Consider the following 18,057-nt stretch of genomic DNA (forward strand, 5'->3'; position numbering starts at 1 on the left):
GGATGGCGCGCATAAAAAACCCGCACCTCTTTCAAGGCACGGGTTCTTTCATTGCATCAATCGATCAACGCTCAAGCAGGATCCGCAGCATGCGACGCAGCGGCTCGGCCGCGCCCCACAGCAGTTGGTCGCCGACGGTGAAGGCACCGACGAATTGCGAACCCATGTTCAGCTTGCGCAGACGACCGACCGGCACGTTCAGGGTGCCGGTGACTTTCGTCGGGCTCAGCTCCTGCATGCTGATTTCACGGTTGTTCGGCACCAGCTTGACCCAAGGGTTGTGCTGGCTGATCAGCCCTTCGATATCAGCGATCGGCACGTCTTTGTTCAGCTTGATGGTCAGCGCCTGGCTGTGGCAACGCATGGCGCCGATGCGCACGCAGATACCGTCCACCGGGATCGGGCTCTTGAAGCGACCGAGGATTTTGTTGGTCTCGGCCTGGGCCTTCCACTCTTCACGGCTCTGGCCGTTCGGCAGTTCCTTGTCGATCCACGGGATCAGGCTGCCGGCCAGCGGTACGCCAAAGTTTTCGGTCGGGTACGCGTCGCTGCGCATGGCTTCGGCAACACGGCGGTCAATGTCGAGGATGGCGCTGGCCGGATCGGCCAGTTGATCGGCGACAGCGCCGTGAGTCACACCCATTTGCTTGATCAGCTCACGCATGTGCTGCGCGCCGCCACCGGAGGCCGCCTGATAGGTCATGGCGCTCATCCACTCCACCAGACCGGCTTCAAACAGACCGCCCAGGCCCATCAGCATCAGGCTGACGGTGCAGTTGCCGCCGATGTAGTTCTTGGTGCCCGCGTCGAGCTGCTGGTCGATAACCTTGCGGTTCACCGGGTCCAGCACGATCACCGCGTCATCCTGCATGCGCAGGCTGGAAGCGGCGTCGATCCAGTAACCCTGCCAGCCGGCTTCGCGCAGCTTCGGGAACACTTCGCTGGTGTAGTCGCCACCCTGGCAGGTCAGAATCACGTCGAGGGTTTTCAGCTCTTCAATGCTGTAAGCGTCCTTGAGCGGAGCAATGTCCTTGCCCACGGACGGGCCTTGGCCACCGACATTGGAAGTGGTGAAAAACACCGGCTCGATAAGATCGAAATCCTGCTCTTCCAGCATCCGCTGCATGAGCACGGAACCGACCATGCCGCGCCAACCGATCAGACCTACACGTTTCATCGCAACTACACCTTCTTGAAAAGTGGGCCGCTGCTTTCAAGGTTGAAAATTGCAGCGGGCCAGAGAGATTACAGATTCCGCAGCGCGGCGACTACTGCGTCGCCCATTTCCTGCGTACCGACCTTGGTGCAACCAGCCGACCAGATGTCTCCCGTACGCAGACCCTGATCCAAAACCAGGCTCACGGCCTTCTCGATGGCGTCGGCCGCATCCTGCAGATTGAAGCTGTAACGCAGCATCATCGACACCGACAAAATGGTCGCCAACGGGTTGGCAATGCCCTTGCCAGCGATGTCTGGCGCCGAACCGTGGCACGGCTCGTACATGCCTTTGTTGTTGGCATCCAGCGACGCCGACGGCAGCATGCCGATGGAACCGGTGAGCATCGACGCTTCGTCGGAAAGAATGTCGCCGAACAGGTTGTCGGTGACAATCACGTCGAACTGCTTCGGTGCACGCACCAGTTGCATGGCGGCGTTGTCGACGTACATGTGGCTCAGTTCGACGTCCGGGTAGTCCTTGGCCACTTGCTCGACGATTTCACGCCACAGCTGGCTGGAGGCCAGCACGTTGGCCTTGTCCACCGAGCACAGCTTCTTGCCGCGCACGCGGGCCATGTCGAAACCGACACGGGCGATACGGCGGATTTCAGTTTCGCTGTATGGCAGCGTGTCGTAGGCCTGACGCTCGCCGTTTTCCAGCTCGCGCACGCCACGTGGCGCGCCGAAGTAGATACCGCCGGTCAGTTCACGGACGATCAGGATGTCCAGGCCAGCAACGATTTCTGCCTTCAGGCTGGAAGCCTCGGCCAGTTGCGGGTACAGGATCGCCGGACGCAGGTTGCCGAACAGGCCCAGTTGCGCACGGATTTTCAGCAGACCGCGCTCAGGGCGGATGTCACGCTCGATGGTGTCCCATTTCGGGCCGCCCACGGCGCCCAGCAGCACAGCATCGGCTGCGCGTGCACGGGCCAGGGTCTCATCGGCCAGCGGCACGCCGTGCTTGTCGATGGCGGCGCCACCGATCACGTCATGGCTCAGTTCGAAGCCCAGGCTGTACTTGTCGTTCGCCAGCTCCAGCACCTTGACCGCTTCGGCCATGATTTCCGGGCCAATACCGTCGCCTGGGAGAATCAGAATCTGCTTGCTCATGCTTTCCTCATGTCATCAGTCGGCGCACCCGCGGGTGCGCCCGGAAAAATTCTATCGTTCAGCCATCAGCACCAGTACATCGGTGCTGAACGAACCATCGGCTTCAATCTCAAAATATTCGCGCACCTCGTTGCCCATCGATTGCTGCAACTCGAGGATCGCCGCGCGCATCACCTGCGGCGTACGCATGCGCTCGACCCAGGAGGTGTACTCCAGGCGCAACCGTTGGCGCGTTGTGCTGCGGGTATGCAACCCCGCTTCGCTGACCTGACGCAACCACTCGCCCGCAGAATAATCGCGCACGTGACTGGTGTCGCGCAGCACTTCGACGCTTTGCAGGTAAGTGTCGAACAACGGGCTGCCCGGCGACAACACATCGATGAACGCCGCCACCCCGCCCGGCTTCAGCACCCGGCGAACTTCGCGCAGGGCCACACCGAGGTCGCTCCAATGGTGCGCCGAATAGCGGCTGAAGACGAAATCGAACTCGCCATCGGCGAACGGCAGACGCTCGGCGGCGCCGTTGACCGTGGTCACATTACTCAAACCCCGGTCGACAGCGGCGGAGGCGACTACATCGAGCATCTGCTGGGACAGGTCGTAAGCGACTACTTCCCTGACCAGCGAGGCCACATGAAAACTCACATGACCGGCACCGCAACCCAGGTCCAGTACCCGGGCATCGCCCTGCCCCGCCAGTTCAGCCTGTAGCAGCGCGAATTCGGTGCCTTGAGCGTGTACGGCGCTGCTCAGATAGGCCGAGGCCTGTTCACCGAATTGTTTTTGGACTACCTGGCTGTGCTGCGCGGTGCTGGTCATCGGGACTTCCTTTTTAGGTTTAACCTTGCGCTGTCTGGGCCTGCCCGCGAAGAGGCCGGCCCTGATTACATCGATTCCAGATCAATCTCAGGCGTCGCGAAACAACCATGGCTGGCTCGCGCGGTGCTTGGCTTCAAACGTGGCAATCGCCTCGTGATCCTGCAAAGTCAGGCCGATATCGTCCAGGCCATTGAGCAGGCAGTGCTTACGGAAGGCATCGATCTCGAAGCTCAGCACTTTGCCGTCCGGACGGGTCACGGTCTGGGCCTGCAAATCGATCTGTAACTGGTAGCCCGGGTTCGCTTCAACCTGCTTGAACAGCTCATCGACTTCAGCGTCGCTCAGGATGATCGGCAGCAAGCCGTTCTTGAAGCTGTTGTTGAAGAAGATGTCGGCGTAGCTCGGTGCGATGATGCTGCGGAAACCGTACTCTTCCAGTGCCCACGGCGCATGCTCGCGGCTGGAGCCGCAGCCGAAGTTCTCGCGGGCCAGCAACACGCTGGCGCCTTGATAACGCTCGGCGTTGAGGACGAAGTCCTTGTTCAGCGGGCGCTTGGAGTTGTCCTGATACGGCTGGCCAACGTCCAGATAACGCCACTCATCGAACAGGTTCGGACCGAAACCGGTGCGCTTGATCGACTTCAAGAACTGCTTCGGGATGATCTGGTCGGTGTCGACGTTGGCACGATCCAAAGGCGCGACAAGACCAGTGTGCTGGGTAAAAGCTTTCATGCTGCGCTCCTTTAGATCAATTCACGGACGTCGACGAAACGACCGTTCACCGCGGCGGCGGCGGCCATGGCCGGGCTGACGAGGTGGGTACGACCACCGGCGCCCTGACGGCCTTCGAAGTTACGGTTGGAGGTCGACGCGCAATGCTCGCCCGACTCCAAACGGTCCGGGTTCATCGCCAGGCACATCGAGCAGCCAGGCTCACGCCATTCAAAACCGGCCTCGATAAAAATCTTGTCCAGGCCTTCGGATTCGGCCTGAGCCTTCACCAGCCCCGAACCCGGCACCACGATGGCCTGCTTGATGGTCGAAGCCACTTTGCGGCCCTTGGCGATCACCGCGGCGGCGCGCAGGTCTTCGATCCGCGAGTTGGTGCAGGAGCCTATGAATACACGGTCCAACTGAATGTCGGTGATCGCCTGATTGGCGGTCAAACCCATGTATTTCAAGGCGCGTTCGATGGAATCGCGCTTGACCAGGTCCATTTCCTTGGCCGGATCCGGTACGTTCTGATCCACGGCCAACACCATCTCAGGCGAGGTGCCCCAGCTGACTTGCGGCTTGATCTGAGAGGCATCGAGCTCGACGATGGTGTCGAACTTGGCATCGGCGTCGGAGACCAGGTCTTTCCAGGCTTCGACGGCCAAATCCCATTCCGCGCCCTTCGGAGCAAATGGACGGCCCTTGACGTAAGCCACGGTTTTTTCGTCGGCGGCCACCAGGCCAACACGGGCGCCGGCTTCGATGGACATGTTGCAGATGGTCATGCGGCCTTCAACGGACAGGTCGCGAATCGCGCTACCGGCGAATTCGATGGCGTGGCCATTACCGCCGGCGGTGCCGATCTTGCCGATCACGGCGAGGACGATGTCCTTGGCAGTCACGCCGAACGGCAATTTGCCCTCGACCAACACCAGCATGTTCTTCATTTTCTTGGCGACCAGGCACTGAGTGGCGAGCACGTGCTCGACCTCGGAGGTGCCGATACCGTGAGCCAGGGCACCGAATGCGCCGTGGGTCGAGGTGTGGGAGTCGCCGCAGACCACGGTCATGCCCGGCAAGGTGGCACCCTGCTCCGGGCCGATGACGTGGACGATGCCTTGGCGGACGTCATTCATCTTGAATTCGACGATGCCGTATTCGTCACAGTTATCGTCGAGGGTCTGAACCTGCAAACGCGAGACCTGGTCGACGATCGCTTCGATGCCGCCCTTGCGCTCCGGGGTGGTCGGTACGTTGTGGTCCGGGGTCGCGATGTTGGCATCGATGCGCCAAGGCTTGCGCCCGGCCAGACGCAGGCCTTCGAAGGCTTGCGGCGAGGTCACTTCGTGGATGATGTGACGATCGATGTAGATCAGCGCAGAGCCATCGTCGCGCTGCTTGACCAAATGCGAATCCCAGAGCTTGTCGTAGAGCGTTTTGCCGGCCATCAGACGGTTTCCTCATCAGCTTGTTTCTATGCCCCGGATCTTGAGTAATTCAATAACCCCTTGGCTTGTGAGGTCGATCCTAGGGGGTTACATTAAATAACTCAAATTCATATTTTTTATGCTTTGCATAACCAACTGGAATGCCACTGAGACCTCATTATGGACCTCGCCAACCTCAACGCCTTTATCGCGATTGCCGAGACCGGAAGCTTCTCCGGCGCCGGCGAACGGCTGCACCTGACGCAACCGGCCATCAGCAAGCGCATCGCCGGGCTGGAGCAGCAATTGAAGGTGCGACTGTTCGATCGACTGGGCCGGGAAGTCGGCCTGACCGAAGCCGGCCGCGCCTTGCTGCCACGGGCCTATCAGATCCTCAATGTACTGGATGACACCCGCCGCGCCCTGACCAACCTGACTGGCGAAGTGACCGGTCGTCTGACATTGGCCACCAGCCATCACATCGGCCTGCATCGCTTGCCACCCTTATTAAGGGAGTTCACCCGACGTTACCCGCAAGTGGCGCTGGATATTCAGTTCCTCGATTCGGAAGTGGCCTACGAAGAAATCCTCCATGGCCGCGCTGAACTGGCAGTCATCACCCTTGCACCGGAACCTCACACATTGGTCAAGGCCACGCCCGTGTGGGACGACCCACTGGATTTCGTGGCCGCCCCAGAGCATCCGCTGATCAGCAACGGTGCGGTCAGCCTGGCGGACATTGCCCTGCACCCCGCGGTTTTCCCCGGCGGCAACACCTTTACCCACCACATCGTGCAACGCCTGTTCGAGGCCCAGGGCCTGACGCCGAACATCGCCATGAGCACCAATTATCTGGAGACCATCAAGATGATGGTCTCGATCGGCCTGGCCTGGAGCGTTTTGCCGCGCACCATGCTGGATGAGCAAGTGGCGCGCATACCTTTGCCGGGCATACAGCTCACTCGCCAGCTAGGCTATATCCTGCACACCGAACGGACGCTGTCGAACGCGGCAAAGGCCTTCATGGCTTTGCTGGATGCACAAATCGATCAGCCAGGGACTCGCGGCTAAGCTGTGCTTCTTCTTTTGTGCTACGCCTATAGAGCCCCAAAACCCTGTGCCTAACGCCCAATTCAGCCCAAGGCCTGTCATCCATGCCCAAATCTGTTGAACGTATGCCGCCAATGCCGCGAATTCAGGCAATTGACCCAAAACGGTCCGAGCAGAGCTGGGAAAGCGCCCCACAGTTGCTCGCGGCCCTCAATGGCGCCCGACTGGGCGCCTGGTATTGGGACATCGAGCGCGGACAGATCAGCTGGTCACGGGGTACTCAGGCGTTGTTCGGCTTCGATCCCCGGCAACCGTTGCCCGAGGATCTGGAATACCTCGACCTGCTGCCCCAGGAGGATCGGGCGAAAGCCATCCGCGCCTTCAATGCAGTGATCGCCGGCGCTCCGCTGGAGCAGGCCATGCACCACCGCATCCGCTGGCCCGACGGCAGCCTGCACTGGCTGGAAATCAACGGCAGCCTGCTACCGGACAAAAACGGCCGGCCACGAATGATCGGGGTCATCCGTGAAATCACCCACCAGCGCCAGCGTGAACAAGCGCTGAGCAGCTCGGAAAAACGCTTCGCCACGCTGTTTCACCTGTGCCCGAACATGGTGCTGCTGACCCGTCAGGAAGACGGCCTGATCAGCGAAGCCAACCAGTATTTCGAAAGCCTGTTCGGCTGGCCGGTGCAAGACGCAATCGGCCGAACCACACTGGAGCTTGGCCTTTGGGTCAACCCGGAGCAACGGGCGGAACTGGTCAAGGCCACCAAGGCCAAAGGTGAGCTGATCAACATGGAGGTGCAATTTCGCGCCAGCAACGGGCAGGTTCACGACGGCATTCTCAGCGCGCAAAAGGTCGAGCTCGAAGGCCAGCCCTATCTGCTGAGCACATTCCTTGACACCACCGAACGAAAAATCGCCGAGCACGCCCTCAAAGACAGCCAGGAACGCCTCGACCTGGCCCTGGATTCAGCACAACTCGGCACCTGGGACTGGCACATCCCCAGCGGCATGCTTTACGGCTCGGCGCGGGCCGCCCAGCTGCATGGCCTGGAGCCCAAACCCTTCCATGAATCCTTCGATGCGTTTTTCGAAGGTGTACCCGGTGAAGAACGCGACACCATGCGCGACGCTTACCGCAGCTTACGCGAAGGCCCCGCCGGCAATTATCAACTGACGTACCGCGTGCAGCTGCCGGACGGTAGTTCGCGCTACCTGGAAAGCCGCGCCAGACTCTACCGCGATGATGACGGCAACCCGCTGCGCATGGCCGGCACATTGCTGGACATCACCGAGCAAGTAGAGCGCGAACAGCAACTGATAGCGTCGGAAGAGAAATTCGCCACGTTGTTCCAGGTCAGCCCCGACCCGATCTGCGTCACGCGCCAGGACACCGGCCACTTCATCGAGATCAACTCCAGCTTCACCCAGACGTTCGGCTGGAGCACCACCGACGTCATCGGTCGCAGCGCCGACGAAATCGGCCTGTGGGACGCCTCGGCGAAAAGCCTGCAAAGGATCGAGCGGGTCATCCGCGAGCAGGGCCTGAACAATGTGGCGATCATCGTTCAACACAAGGACGGGCAATCCCTGACCTGCGTGATCTCCAGCCGCCAGATCAGCGTCGGCGACCAGCCGTGCATCGTCACCACCCTGCGCGACATCACCCAACAGCAACGCTCGGAAGCGGCGCTCAAGGCCAGCGAGGAGAAGTTCGCCAAGGCCTTCCACTCAAGCCCCGACGCCATCACCATTACCGAGCGCGACACTGGACGCTATCTGGAGGTTAACGATGGCTTCTGCCGCCTGACCGGCTACCGTGCCGATGAAGTGGTGGGCCGCACGGTGTATCAGGTCGGCATCTGGGCCGAGGAGAAACAACGCTCGGCGTTGCTGGCCGAACTACAGATCAAGGGCCGGGTTCACCACCTGGAAATGCTCGGGCGCAACAAGCGCGGCGAGTTGCTGACCGTCGAAGTCTCGGTGGAACCGATCACCCTCAACGAAACCGCCTGCCTGCTGCTGACCGCCCGGGATGTCAGCCTGCTGAAAAATGCCGAAGCGCAGATCCGTCACCTGGCCTACCACGACCCGCTGACCAACCTGCCGAACCGCGCGCTGCTGATGGACCGCCTGAGCCAGCAGATCGCCCTGCTCAAGCGCCACAACTTGCGTGGCGCCCTGATGTTCCTCGACCTCGACCACTTCAAGCACATCAACGACTCCCTCGGCCACCCGGTGGGCGATACGGTGCTGAAAATCATCACCGCGCGCCTTGAAGCCAGCGTACGCATGGAAGACACCGTCGCACGCCTGGGCGGCGATGAGTTCGTGGTGCTGCTCAGTGGCCTGGAAGGCTCGCGCACCGACGTCAGCGCTCAAGTCCGGGAACTGGCGGATACCTTGCGCGAGTTGCTGTCCGAACCGATGTTTCTCGATGGACAGCGCCTGCAAGTGACGCCGAGCATCGGCATCGCGCTGATCCCCGACCACGGCTCGACCCCGACCGACCTGCTCAAGCGCGCCGATATCGCCCTCTACCGCGCCAAGGACTCGGGCCGCAACACCACGCAGATGTATCACAACACCATGCAGAAGGCCGCCAGCGAACGCCTGCGCATGGAAACCGACCTGCGCCTGGCCCTTTCCCGGGGTGAATTCAGCGTGCAATACCAGCCTCAGGTGGACGCCCGCAACAACCGCATTACCGGCGCCGAAGCCCTGGTGCGCTGGCACCATCCGCAACTGGGCGCGCAATCGCCGACCGAGTTCATCAAGGTGCTGGAAGACAGCGGGCTGATTCTGGAAGTCGGCACATGGATCCTCGACGAAGCTTGTGCGGCCTTCAAACGCCTGATCGCCAAAGGCCTGATCGACCCGCTCAATTTCAGCCTGTGCGTGAATATCAGCCCGCGGCAATTCCGTCAGAACGACTTCGTCGAACGCATCGAGCACAGCCTCGGCAGCCACGACCTGCCCTGCTCGTTACTGAAACTGGAAATCACCGAAGGCATCGTCATCCAGAACCTGGACGACACCATCAGCAAAATGCGACGCCTGAAAAAACTCGGCGTGAGCTTTGCCATGGACGATTTCGGTACCGGTTACTCCTCGCTGACCTACCTCAAGCGCCTGCCGGTCGACACCCTGAAAATCGACCAGTCGTTCATCCGCGACGCCACCACCGACCCCAACGATGCCGAAATCATTCGCGCCATCGTCGCCATGGCCCGCAGCCTGGAGCTGGAAGTGATTGCCGAAGGGGTTGAAACCGAGGAGCAACTGGAGTTCTTGCAAGGGCTGGGCTGCCATTTGTATCAGGGGTATTTGCACAGCAGGCCGTTGCTGGTGGAGGAGTTTCAGAAACTGCTCAAATGAGCCCTGCTACCAACGGACAAAAAAAGGGCGCCAGTGGATGGCGCCCTTCTCATTTGCTCTGACCGATTAGTGTTGCAGAGCCGGTTTTTCCGCCCCATTGATCGGGATGCGTTTGGCTTTCGCTTCTTCCGGAATCACCCGCAACAGCTCAATATTCAACAAACCGTTGCGCAGTTCGGCGGCCTTGATTTCGATGTGGTCCGCCAGACGGAACGACAGTTTGAAGGCGCGCTGTGCGATGCCTTGGTACAGGTAAGTGACGTTTTCGTCCGCGTCACGTTTGCCGCCACTGATGGTCAGTACACCTTTTTCTACTTGCAGGTCCAGGTCGTCTTCCTGGAAACCGGCGGCCGCCACAACGATGCGGTATTGATCATCACCGTATTTTTCAACGTTGTAGGGTGGATAGGTGCTGCCTGGCTCATTGCGCAGGGCGGTTTCGAACAGGTCGTTGAAACGGTCGAAACCTACCGAGGAACGGAACAGTGGGGCCAAGGAAAATGCAGTACTCATGATTCAAATCTCCTGAACATAATCAGCAAGTTTTTTTGTCTCCGCGACCCGAATTCGGCATCGCGTAATCCTTAGATAAGGACCGCTGATTACTTTTCAAGAGATTATTTTCAGATTTTTTTCAAGCAGACTCAGGCGGCTTCAGACACCTGCAACCCCAGTAAACGCGAGACCTGATCCAGCTCGGTTTCACGACGCAGGACGCCGAACAACTCTACTGCTTCGGGATAATTACGGGTCAGCATTGCCAGCCACTGCTTCAGGCGACCCGGCGATTGGCGTGGTGTCATCTGGGCCTTGGCTTGCAGCCAGAAATCCTGAATCAGCGGCAGCAGCTCGGCCCAGGTCATCTCGACGACCTCCTCACCGGCCCGCGCCGCAGCGATCTGCCTTGCCAGATCCGGACGCGACACCAGGCCACGACCAAGCATGATGTCTTCGACGCCGCTGATCTCGCGGCAACGTCGCCAGTCCTCCACGCTCCAGATGTCACCGTTGGCGAACACTGGCACCTTGACCACGTCCTGGACCCGCGGGATCCATTCCCAGTGAGCTGGCGGCTTGTAGCCATCCGTTTTGGTCCGCGCGTGAACCACGATGTGCGCCGCACCGCCTTCGGCCAGGGCTGTGGCGCAAACCAGCGAGCCATCGGGACTGTCGAAGCCCAGGCGCATTTTGGCGGTCACTGGAATGTGTGCTGGCACCGCGCGGCGGACATGTTCGACGATTTCATTGAGCAGCTCAGGCTCTTTGAGCAGAACGGCGCCACCGCGCGACTTATTGACGGTCTTGGCCGGGCAGCCGAAGTTCAGGTCGATGACTTCGGAACCCAATTCGCAGGCCAGTGCAGCGTTTTCCGCCAGGCACACCGGATCGGAGCCAAGCAGTTGCACCCGCAGCGGCACGCCGGAGGCGGTACGGGCGCCGGTCAGCAGTTCCGGGCCGAACTTGTGGTAGTAGGCAGGCGTGAGCAGCTGATCGTTGATCCGAATGAACTCGGTTACACACCAATCGATACCGCCCACACGGGTCAGCACGTCCCGCAGGATGTTGTCGACCAACCCCTCCATGGGCGCCAAAGCAATTTGCATGAAAAACACACTCAACGAAAAACGTGCGGCAGTTTACTGGTTTCGGCGTGCAGAAGGTATTTCGTCAGACCGGGCGGTGGCAAATGTGCGGACTGTGTCAGCTTGGAACTTGCAACGCCGAGCCATAGCCCTCGATGAATTCCGCCGGCATGCGCTTGGGCTTGCCGGTCGACAGCTCGATGCACACGAACGTGGTCTGCGCCCGCAGCAACGTCGAGTTGTCACTGGGGCGGATCAGCTGGAAGTGTCGGGTCATTCTCAGGCGCTGGTCCCAATCGACGATCCAGGTCGCCAGCTGCAGCTCATCGCCTTCGTAGGCCGCCGCCAGGTAATCAATCTCGTGCCGCACCACCGCCATCGCCCGGTCCAGCCGCCGATACTCGACCAGGTCCAGACCCAGCCGCTGCGAGTGACGCCAGGCACAGCGCTCGAGCCAGGTCACGTACACCGCGTTGTTCGCGTGGCCCAACCCGTCGATGTCTTCGGCGCCCACTTCCAGATCAATGATAAACGGCGTTGCCCGATCCCAGCCCATGCCCCACTCCCGGTCAGATTATTTCGACCGGGGCAGTGTAACGGAAGCTCAGGCCGATTGGCGCGATTGCAGGCTGCGACCGGCCAGCAGCGAGAGCACGCCATCGATCACCCGCGGATCGGCCAGGACCCGCTGATGACCGCCCTCTTCCAGGCGCAACAAGCGACTGTCGAACCAGGCTTCGTGAATCAATTGGGACTCCTTGACCGAGACAAAGCTGTCGTCCTCGGCATGGACAATCAGGCCAGGCATGTCGAGCTGGTAGTGCGCGACATCCAGCGCAGCGGCGCGCATGCCGACGTCTTTTTCGACCTGACGAATGAACGCCGAACGGGCTTTGGGCGGCAGGCGTACATAGCGCGCAAAACCGCGCAGCACCCCAAGGATTCGCGCCGGGGCGGCGATCGAGACCAGGGTTTCGGTGCGCAAACCCAACTGCACCGCGAGCATGGCGCTGGCGCCGCCCATCGAGTGACCGATTACCGCTTGCAGCGGCGGTAGTTCAGCAGCTGCTTCAAGCATCGCCCGGGCGAACAGCACCACATTGGCTTCGCGTCCAGGCGAGCGACCATGAGCCGGGCCGTCCAGGGCGACCACGGTGTAACCGGCATCGACCAGCGCCGTGATCAGCGCGGCAAACTGCGTTGGCCGGCCCTCCCAGCCGTGCATCAACAACACTGCCGGGCCCTGTCCCCAACGCAGCGCCGAGAGGCCGAAGCGCAAAGTGATCCGCTCGGATTTCGCCAGCAGCGGCAATTCCCAATCACGCGGCGGCAACTCCCGCGGGGTCATGAATGCCAGACGCATCTTGCTCGCCACCAGCTTCGGTGCGAACCAGCCCAAGGTGCCATTAACGCCACGAACCCAGCTCAACGTGTTCATCGCCCATCTCCTCAGGCTGGATGCCTTTAGGTCACAGCACCGCCGATTTGGCGGCGCGCAGCAATCGATCGGACAACTCTCCTGGCCCCAGCGCCCGCGCCAGCGCCAAACCACCCACCATCAAGGCGATGTCGGCCAAGACCTTGTCGATGTCTTCCGGGCTGGCTGCCAACTGCGCGACCATCAATTCAATATGTTCATTCAACGCCACACGAAATTCGTCCGGCAGACGGCCCAGTTCACTGATCGACGCTGGAACCGGGCATGCCTGCTCGGTGGAATCACGGTGTTTGCGCGACAGGTAGAACGCTGCGACCAACGCGCGACGCTCTTCGCCGGTCAACTCGGCATCCATGTCGGCGATCAAGTCACGACGATGGCTGAGCAGCTGCTTGAACGCTTCCAGCATCAACGCGTCCTTGCTCTCGAAGTGCGCGTAGAAACCGCCGACCGTCAGCCCGGCCGCGCCCATCACTTCACCCACGCTCGGCTCGGCCGGGCCGCGCTGGATCAGCGCTGCACTGGCAGCCTTGAGGATGCGTTCGCGGGTTTGAGCTTTTTTATCGTTCATCGTTGCCTCCGAATATTACGACTAGAATATTATTCTCATAATAATTTTCCGCAAGTCGTGGATGTGACCGCTGGTCTGAAGAACAGTGTTGGGGAAAAAGGAGATTTGGCCAAACGCCAGACAAACAAAAGGGCCATTCAATAATTGAATGACCCTTAAAAATCCCGCAAAGCGGGTAATCGTGGCGTCCCCTAGGGGACTCGAACCCCTGTTACCGCCGTGAAAGGGCGGTGTCCTAGGCCACTAGACGAAGGGGACGCAAACCCTTCTATACAACTGATCAGTGCTGAGAGCTGATCGATTCAAGGCCGGTGTGGCCAGACCTTGAACTGTAAAATTGGTGGAGCTAGACGGGATCGAACCGTCGACCTCTTGCATGCCATGCAAGCGCTCTCCCAGCTGAGCTATAGCCCCGGATTTTTCGCCTCGCGGCGGAGCGATATCTTGCAACATCGCTTCTGTAAAACTGGCGTCCCCTAGGGGACTCGAACCCCTGTTACCGCCGTGAAAGGGCGGTGTCCTAGGCCACTAGACGAAGGGGACGCAAACCCTTCTATACAACTGATCAACGCTGAGTGTTGATCGCTTCAAGGCCGGTGTGGCCAGACCTTGAAGTGTAAATTGGTGGAGCTAGACGGGATCGAACCGTCGACCTCTTGCATGCCATGCAAGCGCTCTCCCAGCTGAGCTATAGCCCCTCATCGCTGAGGACGGGGCGAATCTTAATGGCGCATCGGAAAGCTGTCAAACTTATTTTTCAAAAAATTTAAAATTTTTTGCCGACATAACAATCACTTACCGCCCTCCCCCCGTAAATTCGGGGGAAGCGCCGAAGATCAGGATCAAAAGATCGCGGCCTTCGGCAGCTCCTACTGAGTCAAACGCCGTCAGGCAATCGCGCCCAGAAGCTTTTCCCACTCTTTGTTTTCTTTCTTCGACACGCCGCCCAGCAGGTCAATGGCCTGGCGCAGACGGAAACGGGTCAGGTCCGGACCGAGGATTTCCATCGCGTCGAGTACCGATACCGAACTGGCCTGCCCGGTGATCGCAGCAAACATCAGCGGCATGGCGTCACGCAGCTTCAGCTCCAGGGATTCGACCACCGCCTGAATCGTTGCAGTGATGCTGTCCTTCTCCCACTGACGCAGGCTTTCCAGCTTCCACAGGATCAATTGCATCAACTGACGAACCTGATCGCCCGAGAGCTTCTTGGATTCGAACAGTTTAGCGTCCGGATTCACGCCACCAGCGAAGAAGAAGCCAGCCAGCGGTGCGACCTGGCTGAAGGTTTCAACCCGGCCCTGCACGTGCGGCGCGATCTTCATCATGTATTCAGGGTTCAGCGCCCACTTCTGCACGCGAGCGGCGAACTCTTCCACCGGCAGGTCACGCAGCCACTGGCCGTTGAGCCACGACAGTTTCTCGATGTCGAAAATCGGCCCGCCAAGTGAGACGCGGCTCAAGTCGAAGTTGTCGACCATTTCCTGCAGGGAGAACTTCTCGCGCTCGTCCGGCATCGACCAGCCCATGCGGCCCAGGTAGTTGAGCATCGCTTCCGGCATGAAGCCCATGCGCTCGTAGAACGTCACCGAGGTCGGGTTCTTGCGCTTGGACAGCTTGCTCTTGTCCGGGTTACGCAGCAGCGGCATGTAGCACAGCTGCGGCTGTTCCCAGCCGAAGTACTCGTACAGCAGGATCAGTTTCGGTGCCGAAGGCAGCCATTCTTCACCGCGCAGCACGTGGGTGATGCCCATCAGGTGGTCGTCGACCACGTTGGCCAGGAAGTACGTCGGCAGGCCGTCGGTCTTCATCAGCACTTGCATGTCCATGCGATCCCACGGGATCTCGACGTCGCCACGCAGCATGTCCGGCACCACGCACACGCCTTCGGTCGGCACTTTCATGCGGATCACGTGGGGTTCGCCGGCGGCCAGGCGGCGCGCGACTTCTTCCTTGGACAGCAACAGCGCACGGCCGTCGTAACGCGGGGTCTCACCGCGGGCCATTTGCTCGGCGCGCATCTGGTCCAGTTCTTCGGCGGTGCAGAAGCATGGGAAGGCATGGCCCATGTCTACCAGTTGCTGGCAGTACTTCTGGTAGATATCGCCGCGCTCACTCTGACGGTAAGGACCGTGCGGGCCGCCGACATCCGGGCCTTCGCTCCAGTCGATACCCAACCAGCGCAGGGCGTCGAAAATCTGCTGTTCGGACTCGCGGGTCGAACGCAGTTGGTCGGTGTCTTCGATCCGCAGGATGAACTCACCGCCATGCTGCTTGGCAAAGCAGTAGTTGAACAAAGCGATGTAAGCGGTACCTACGTGGGGGTCCCCGGTAGGCGATGGCGCGATGCGAGTGCGGACGGTGGTCATGGCATGTCTCAAAAAGAATGAAAAGCGAAGATCAAACAAGGGGCGAATGGTAACAGGCGATAGCCGCCCGGCTCCAGTGAGTGCGGGATTTAAGCGCCGCAGGAGCTGCCAAGGCTGCGATCTTTTGACTTTGCCTGTAAAAACAAGATCAAAAGATCGCAGCCTTCGGCAACTGCTACAGAGGGAGCGTCAAACCGCGATCAACCGCTCCCGCAGCTTGCCGATTTCGTCGCGCAGCTGCGCCGCGGCTTCGAACTCCAGGTCGCGGGCGAGCTGGTACATCTTCTCTTCCAGCTGACGAATGCGCTTGGTGATCTCGCTCGGCGAACGCAATTCGGCTTCGTATTTGGCGCTTTCCTCGGCAGCCTTGGCCATGCCTTTGCGCTTCTTGCTGCGCGAACCCGGCACAGTCGCGCCTTCCATAATGTCGGCGACGTCCTTGAACACCCCTTTGGGCGTAATGCCGTTGGCCAGGTTGAAGGCGATCTGCTTGTCGCGACGACGCTCGGTTTCGCCGATTGCCCGCTCCATGGAACCAGTAATCCGATCCGCATACAGAATCGCCCGGCCATTAAGGTTGCGTGCCGCCCGGCCAATGGTCTGGATCAGCGAGCGTTCGGAGCGCAGGAAACCCTCCTTGTCCGCATCAAGAATCGCCACCAGCGAGACTTCCGGCATGTCCAGGCCTTCACGCAGCAGGTTGATCCCCACCAGCACATCGAAGGTGCCGAGGCGCAAGTCACGGATGATCTCGACCCGCTCCACGGTGTCGATGTCCGAGTGCAGATAACGCACGCGCACGCCGTGATCGGCCAGGTAATCGGTCAAATCCTCGGACATGCGTTTGGTCAGCGTGGTGACCAGCACCCGCTCTTCCAGGGCTACGCGCTTGGTGATTTCCGAGAGCAAGTCGTCGACCTGAGTCAGCGCCGGACGGATTTCGATCTGCGGGTCCACCAGGCCAGTCGGGCGCACCACTTGCTCGACCACGCGCCCTGCGTGCTCCGCCTCGTAATTGCCCGGTGTGGCCGAGACAAATATTGTCTGCGGACTGATGCCTTCGAACTCGTCGAAACGCATCGGCCGGTTATCCAGCGCCGATGGCAGGCGGAAGCCGTATTCCACCAGCGTTTCCTTACGGGACCGGTCGCCCTTATACATGGCACCGACCTGCGGCACGCTGACGTGGGATTCGTCGATCACCAGCAAGGCGTCGGCTGGCAGGTAGTCAAACAACGTGGGCGGCGCCTCGCCGGATGCACGGCCCGACAGGTAGCGCGAGTAGTTTTCAATGCCGTTGCAGTAACCCAGCTCCAGAATCATCTCCAGGTCGAAACGGGTGCGTTGCTCCAGCCGCTGGGCTTCCACTAGCTTGTTGTTGGAGCGCAGGTATTCCAGGCGCTCCTGCAACTCGACCTTGATCCCCTCGACGGCGTCGAGCAGGGTTTCCCGAGGCGTCACGTAATGGCTCTTCGGATAGAAGGTGAAGCGCGGCAGCTTGCGGATGACTTCGCCCGTCAGCGGATCGAAGGCGGACAGGCTTTCCACCTCGTCATCGAACAGCTCGATGCGGATCGCCTCAAAATCGGATTCCGCCGGGTGGATATCAATCACATCGCCGCGCACCCGGAACGTCGCCCGGGCGAAGTCCATGTCATTGCGGGTGTATTGCAGGTCGGCCAGGCGACGCAACAGCGCACGCTGGTCGAGCTTGTCGCCGCGATCCACGTGCAACACCATCTTCAAATAGGTTTCCGGGCTGCCCAGACCGTAGATGCACGACACCGTGGTGACAATGATTGCGTCTTTGCGTTCCAGCAGCGCTTTGGTCGCGGACAGGCGCATCTGCTCGATGTGGTCGTTGATCGAGGCGTCCTTCTCAATGAAGGTGTCGGACGACGGCACATAGGCTTCGGGCTGGTAGTAGTCGTAATAGGAGACGAAGTATTCAACGGCGTTGTTCGGGAAGAACGCCTTGAACTCGCCGTACAACTGCGCAGCCAGGGTCTTGTTCGGCGCCAGCACCAGCGTCGGGCGCTGCACTTGGGCGATCACGTTGGCGATGCTGAAGGTCTTGCCCGAGCCGGTCACACCGAGCAGCGTCTGGTGCGCCAGCCCGGCCTCGATGCCCTCGACCATCAGACGGATGGCTTCCGGCTGATCGCCGGCGGGCTCGAAGCGGGTGACTAGCTGGAATTCAGACATACATACCTCTGGTTCACTCTTGCCCGGTTAAGCCGGACAGGAACGAGAAAGACCGCAAACGACCGATGTCGCCCGAGGAAAAAACTGGATTGTGCTCAATGTGGAGCCGATTGCCATCCCTTTCAAGGCAAACGTCCTACATCGGGTAAAACCTTTGACGACGTCGCTCG

14 protein-coding genes and 4 tRNA genes are annotated in these 18,057 nt (G+C 60.3%); 2 read left to right on the forward strand and 16 right to left on the reverse strand.

All coding sequences use genetic code 11. From position 1 onward, the window contains the following. Window positions 1-64 precede the first annotated feature (64 nt). From asd to leuC, 5 genes are all read right to left on the reverse strand, one after another. The gene (gene asd / locus ACEN8R_RS14025) at window positions 65-1,177 is read right to left on the reverse strand and encodes an aspartate-semialdehyde dehydrogenase (RefSeq protein WP_007935182.1); all 1,113 of its coding nucleotides are present in this window, start codon (window positions 1,175-1,177) and stop codon (window positions 65-67) included. Between the two features lie 68 nt (window positions 1,178-1,245). After that, window positions 1,246-2,328 (reverse strand): 3-isopropylmalate dehydrogenase, encoded by a 1,083-nt coding sequence (gene leuB / locus ACEN8R_RS14030; protein WP_007935187.1) that lies wholly within the window; start codon window positions 2,326-2,328, stop codon window positions 1,246-1,248. Between the two features lie 51 nt (window positions 2,329-2,379). Beyond that, window positions 2,380-3,147 (reverse strand): class I SAM-dependent methyltransferase, encoded by a 768-nt coding sequence (locus ACEN8R_RS14035; protein WP_018928096.1) that lies wholly within the window; start codon window positions 3,145-3,147, stop codon window positions 2,380-2,382. Window positions 3,148-3,234: 87 nt separating this feature from the next. Next, a complete protein-coding gene (leuD, locus tag ACEN8R_RS14040; RefSeq protein WP_018928097.1) occupies window positions 3,235-3,879 on the reverse strand; it encodes a 3-isopropylmalate dehydratase small subunit in 645 nt (214 codons plus the stop codon). An 11-nt stretch (window positions 3,880-3,890) separates the two neighbouring features. After that, entirely contained in the window at window positions 3,891-5,309 is a 1,419-nt protein-coding gene (gene leuC / locus ACEN8R_RS14045; protein WP_018928098.1) for a 3-isopropylmalate dehydratase large subunit, read from the reverse strand. A 159-nt stretch (window positions 5,310-5,468) separates the two neighbouring features. Between leuC and ACEN8R_RS14050 the strand changes: the two genes are divergently transcribed. After that, entirely contained in the window at window positions 5,469-6,359 is an 891-nt protein-coding gene (locus ACEN8R_RS14050) for a LysR family transcriptional regulator (RefSeq protein ID WP_018928099.1), read from the forward strand. A gap of 83 nt (window positions 6,360-6,442) precedes the next feature. Then, window positions 6,443-9,721 (forward strand): sensor domain-containing protein, encoded by a 3,279-nt coding sequence (locus ACEN8R_RS14055; protein WP_026286580.1) that lies wholly within the window; start codon window positions 6,443-6,445, stop codon window positions 9,719-9,721. Window positions 9,722-9,787: 66 nt separating this feature from the next. Here the strand turns inward: ACEN8R_RS14055 and ACEN8R_RS14060 are convergent, their stop codons facing one another. From ACEN8R_RS14060 to uvrB, 11 genes are all read right to left on the reverse strand, one after another. Then, window positions 9,788-10,234, reverse strand: a complete 447-nt coding sequence (locus ACEN8R_RS14060; protein ID WP_018928101.1) for an Hsp20 family protein — start codon at window positions 10,232-10,234, stop codon at window positions 9,788-9,790. Between the two features lie 131 nt (window positions 10,235-10,365). Continuing rightward, window positions 10,366-11,325, reverse strand: coding sequence for a tRNA dihydrouridine synthase (locus tag ACEN8R_RS14065; RefSeq protein ID WP_064616984.1), 960 nt, complete (start codon window positions 11,323-11,325; stop codon window positions 10,366-10,368). Between the two features lie 97 nt (window positions 11,326-11,422). Then, a complete protein-coding gene (locus ACEN8R_RS14070) occupies window positions 11,423-11,860 on the reverse strand; it encodes an acyl-CoA thioesterase (RefSeq protein WP_019582115.1) in 438 nt (145 codons plus the stop codon). A 48-nt stretch (window positions 11,861-11,908) separates the two neighbouring features. Continuing rightward, entirely contained in the window at window positions 11,909-12,742 is an 834-nt protein-coding gene (locus tag ACEN8R_RS14075) for an alpha/beta fold hydrolase (protein WP_018928104.1), read from the reverse strand. A gap of 31 nt (window positions 12,743-12,773) precedes the next feature. Continuing rightward, the gene (locus ACEN8R_RS14080) at window positions 12,774-13,313 is read right to left on the reverse strand and encodes a TetR/AcrR family transcriptional regulator (RefSeq protein ID WP_019582113.1); all 540 of its coding nucleotides are present in this window, start codon (window positions 13,311-13,313) and stop codon (window positions 12,774-12,776) included. A 182-nt stretch (window positions 13,314-13,495) separates the two neighbouring features. After that, window positions 13,496-13,571 (reverse strand) — tRNA-Glu (locus ACEN8R_RS14085). 80 nt (window positions 13,572-13,651) lie between these two features. Continuing rightward, window positions 13,652-13,727 (reverse strand) — tRNA-Ala (locus ACEN8R_RS14090). 53 nt (window positions 13,728-13,780) lie between these two features. Then, window positions 13,781-13,856 (reverse strand) — tRNA-Glu (locus ACEN8R_RS14095). Between the two features lie 79 nt (window positions 13,857-13,935). After that, window positions 13,936-14,011, reverse strand: a tRNA-Ala gene (locus tag ACEN8R_RS14100). A gap of 189 nt (window positions 14,012-14,200) precedes the next feature. Then, the gene (gene gltX, locus ACEN8R_RS14105) at window positions 14,201-15,682 is read right to left on the reverse strand and encodes a glutamate--tRNA ligase (protein ID WP_018928106.1); all 1,482 of its coding nucleotides are present in this window, start codon (window positions 15,680-15,682) and stop codon (window positions 14,201-14,203) included. A 189-nt stretch (window positions 15,683-15,871) separates the two neighbouring features. Next, a complete protein-coding gene (uvrB, locus tag ACEN8R_RS14110; RefSeq protein WP_018928107.1) occupies window positions 15,872-17,887 on the reverse strand; it encodes an excinuclease ABC subunit UvrB in 2,016 nt (671 codons plus the stop codon). Window positions 17,888-18,057: the final 170 nt, after the last annotated feature.

This window comes from Pseudomonas sp. Pseusp15, from assembly GCF_059492165.1.

Coding starts and splice junctions, on each gene's coding strand:
- leuB (WP_007935187.1), bottom strand. CDS start 2,328: ATGAGCAAGCAGATTCTGATTCTCCCAGGCGACGGTATTGGCCCGGAA.
- ACEN8R_RS14075 (WP_018928104.1), bottom strand. CDS start 12,742: ATGAACACGTTGAGCTGGGTTCGTGGCGTTAATGGCACCTTGGGCTGG.
- ACEN8R_RS14070 (WP_019582115.1), bottom strand. CDS start 11,860: ATGGGCTGGGATCGGGCAACGCCGTTTATCATTGATCTGGAAGTGGGC.
- gltX (WP_018928106.1), bottom strand. CDS start 15,682: ATGACCACCGTCCGCACTCGCATCGCGCCATCGCCTACCGGGGACCCC.
- ACEN8R_RS14050 (WP_018928099.1), top strand. CDS start 5,469: ATGGACCTCGCCAACCTCAACGCCTTTATCGCGATTGCCGAGACCGGA.
- ACEN8R_RS14055 (WP_026286580.1), top strand. CDS start 6,443: ATGCCCAAATCTGTTGAACGTATGCCGCCAATGCCGCGAATTCAGGCA.
- leuD (WP_018928097.1), bottom strand. CDS start 3,879: ATGAAAGCTTTTACCCAGCACACTGGTCTTGTCGCGCCTTTGGATCGT.
- leuC (WP_018928098.1), bottom strand. CDS start 5,309: ATGGCCGGCAAAACGCTCTACGACAAGCTCTGGGATTCGCATTTGGTC.
- ACEN8R_RS14065 (WP_064616984.1), bottom strand. CDS start 11,325: ATGCAAATTGCTTTGGCGCCCATGGAGGGGTTGGTCGACAACATCCTG.
- ACEN8R_RS14060 (WP_018928101.1), bottom strand. CDS start 10,234: ATGAGTACTGCATTTTCCTTGGCCCCACTGTTCCGTTCCTCGGTAGGT.
- asd (WP_007935182.1), bottom strand. CDS start 1,177: ATGAAACGTGTAGGTCTGATCGGTTGGCGCGGCATGGTCGGTTCCGTG.
- uvrB (WP_018928107.1), bottom strand. CDS start 17,887: ATGTCTGAATTCCAGCTAGTCACCCGCTTCGAGCCCGCCGGCGATCAG.
- ACEN8R_RS14080 (WP_019582113.1), bottom strand. CDS start 13,313: ATGAACGATAAAAAAGCTCAAACCCGCGAACGCATCCTCAAGGCTGCC.
- ACEN8R_RS14035 (WP_018928096.1), bottom strand. CDS start 3,147: ATGACCAGCACCGCGCAGCACAGCCAGGTAGTCCAAAAACAATTCGGT.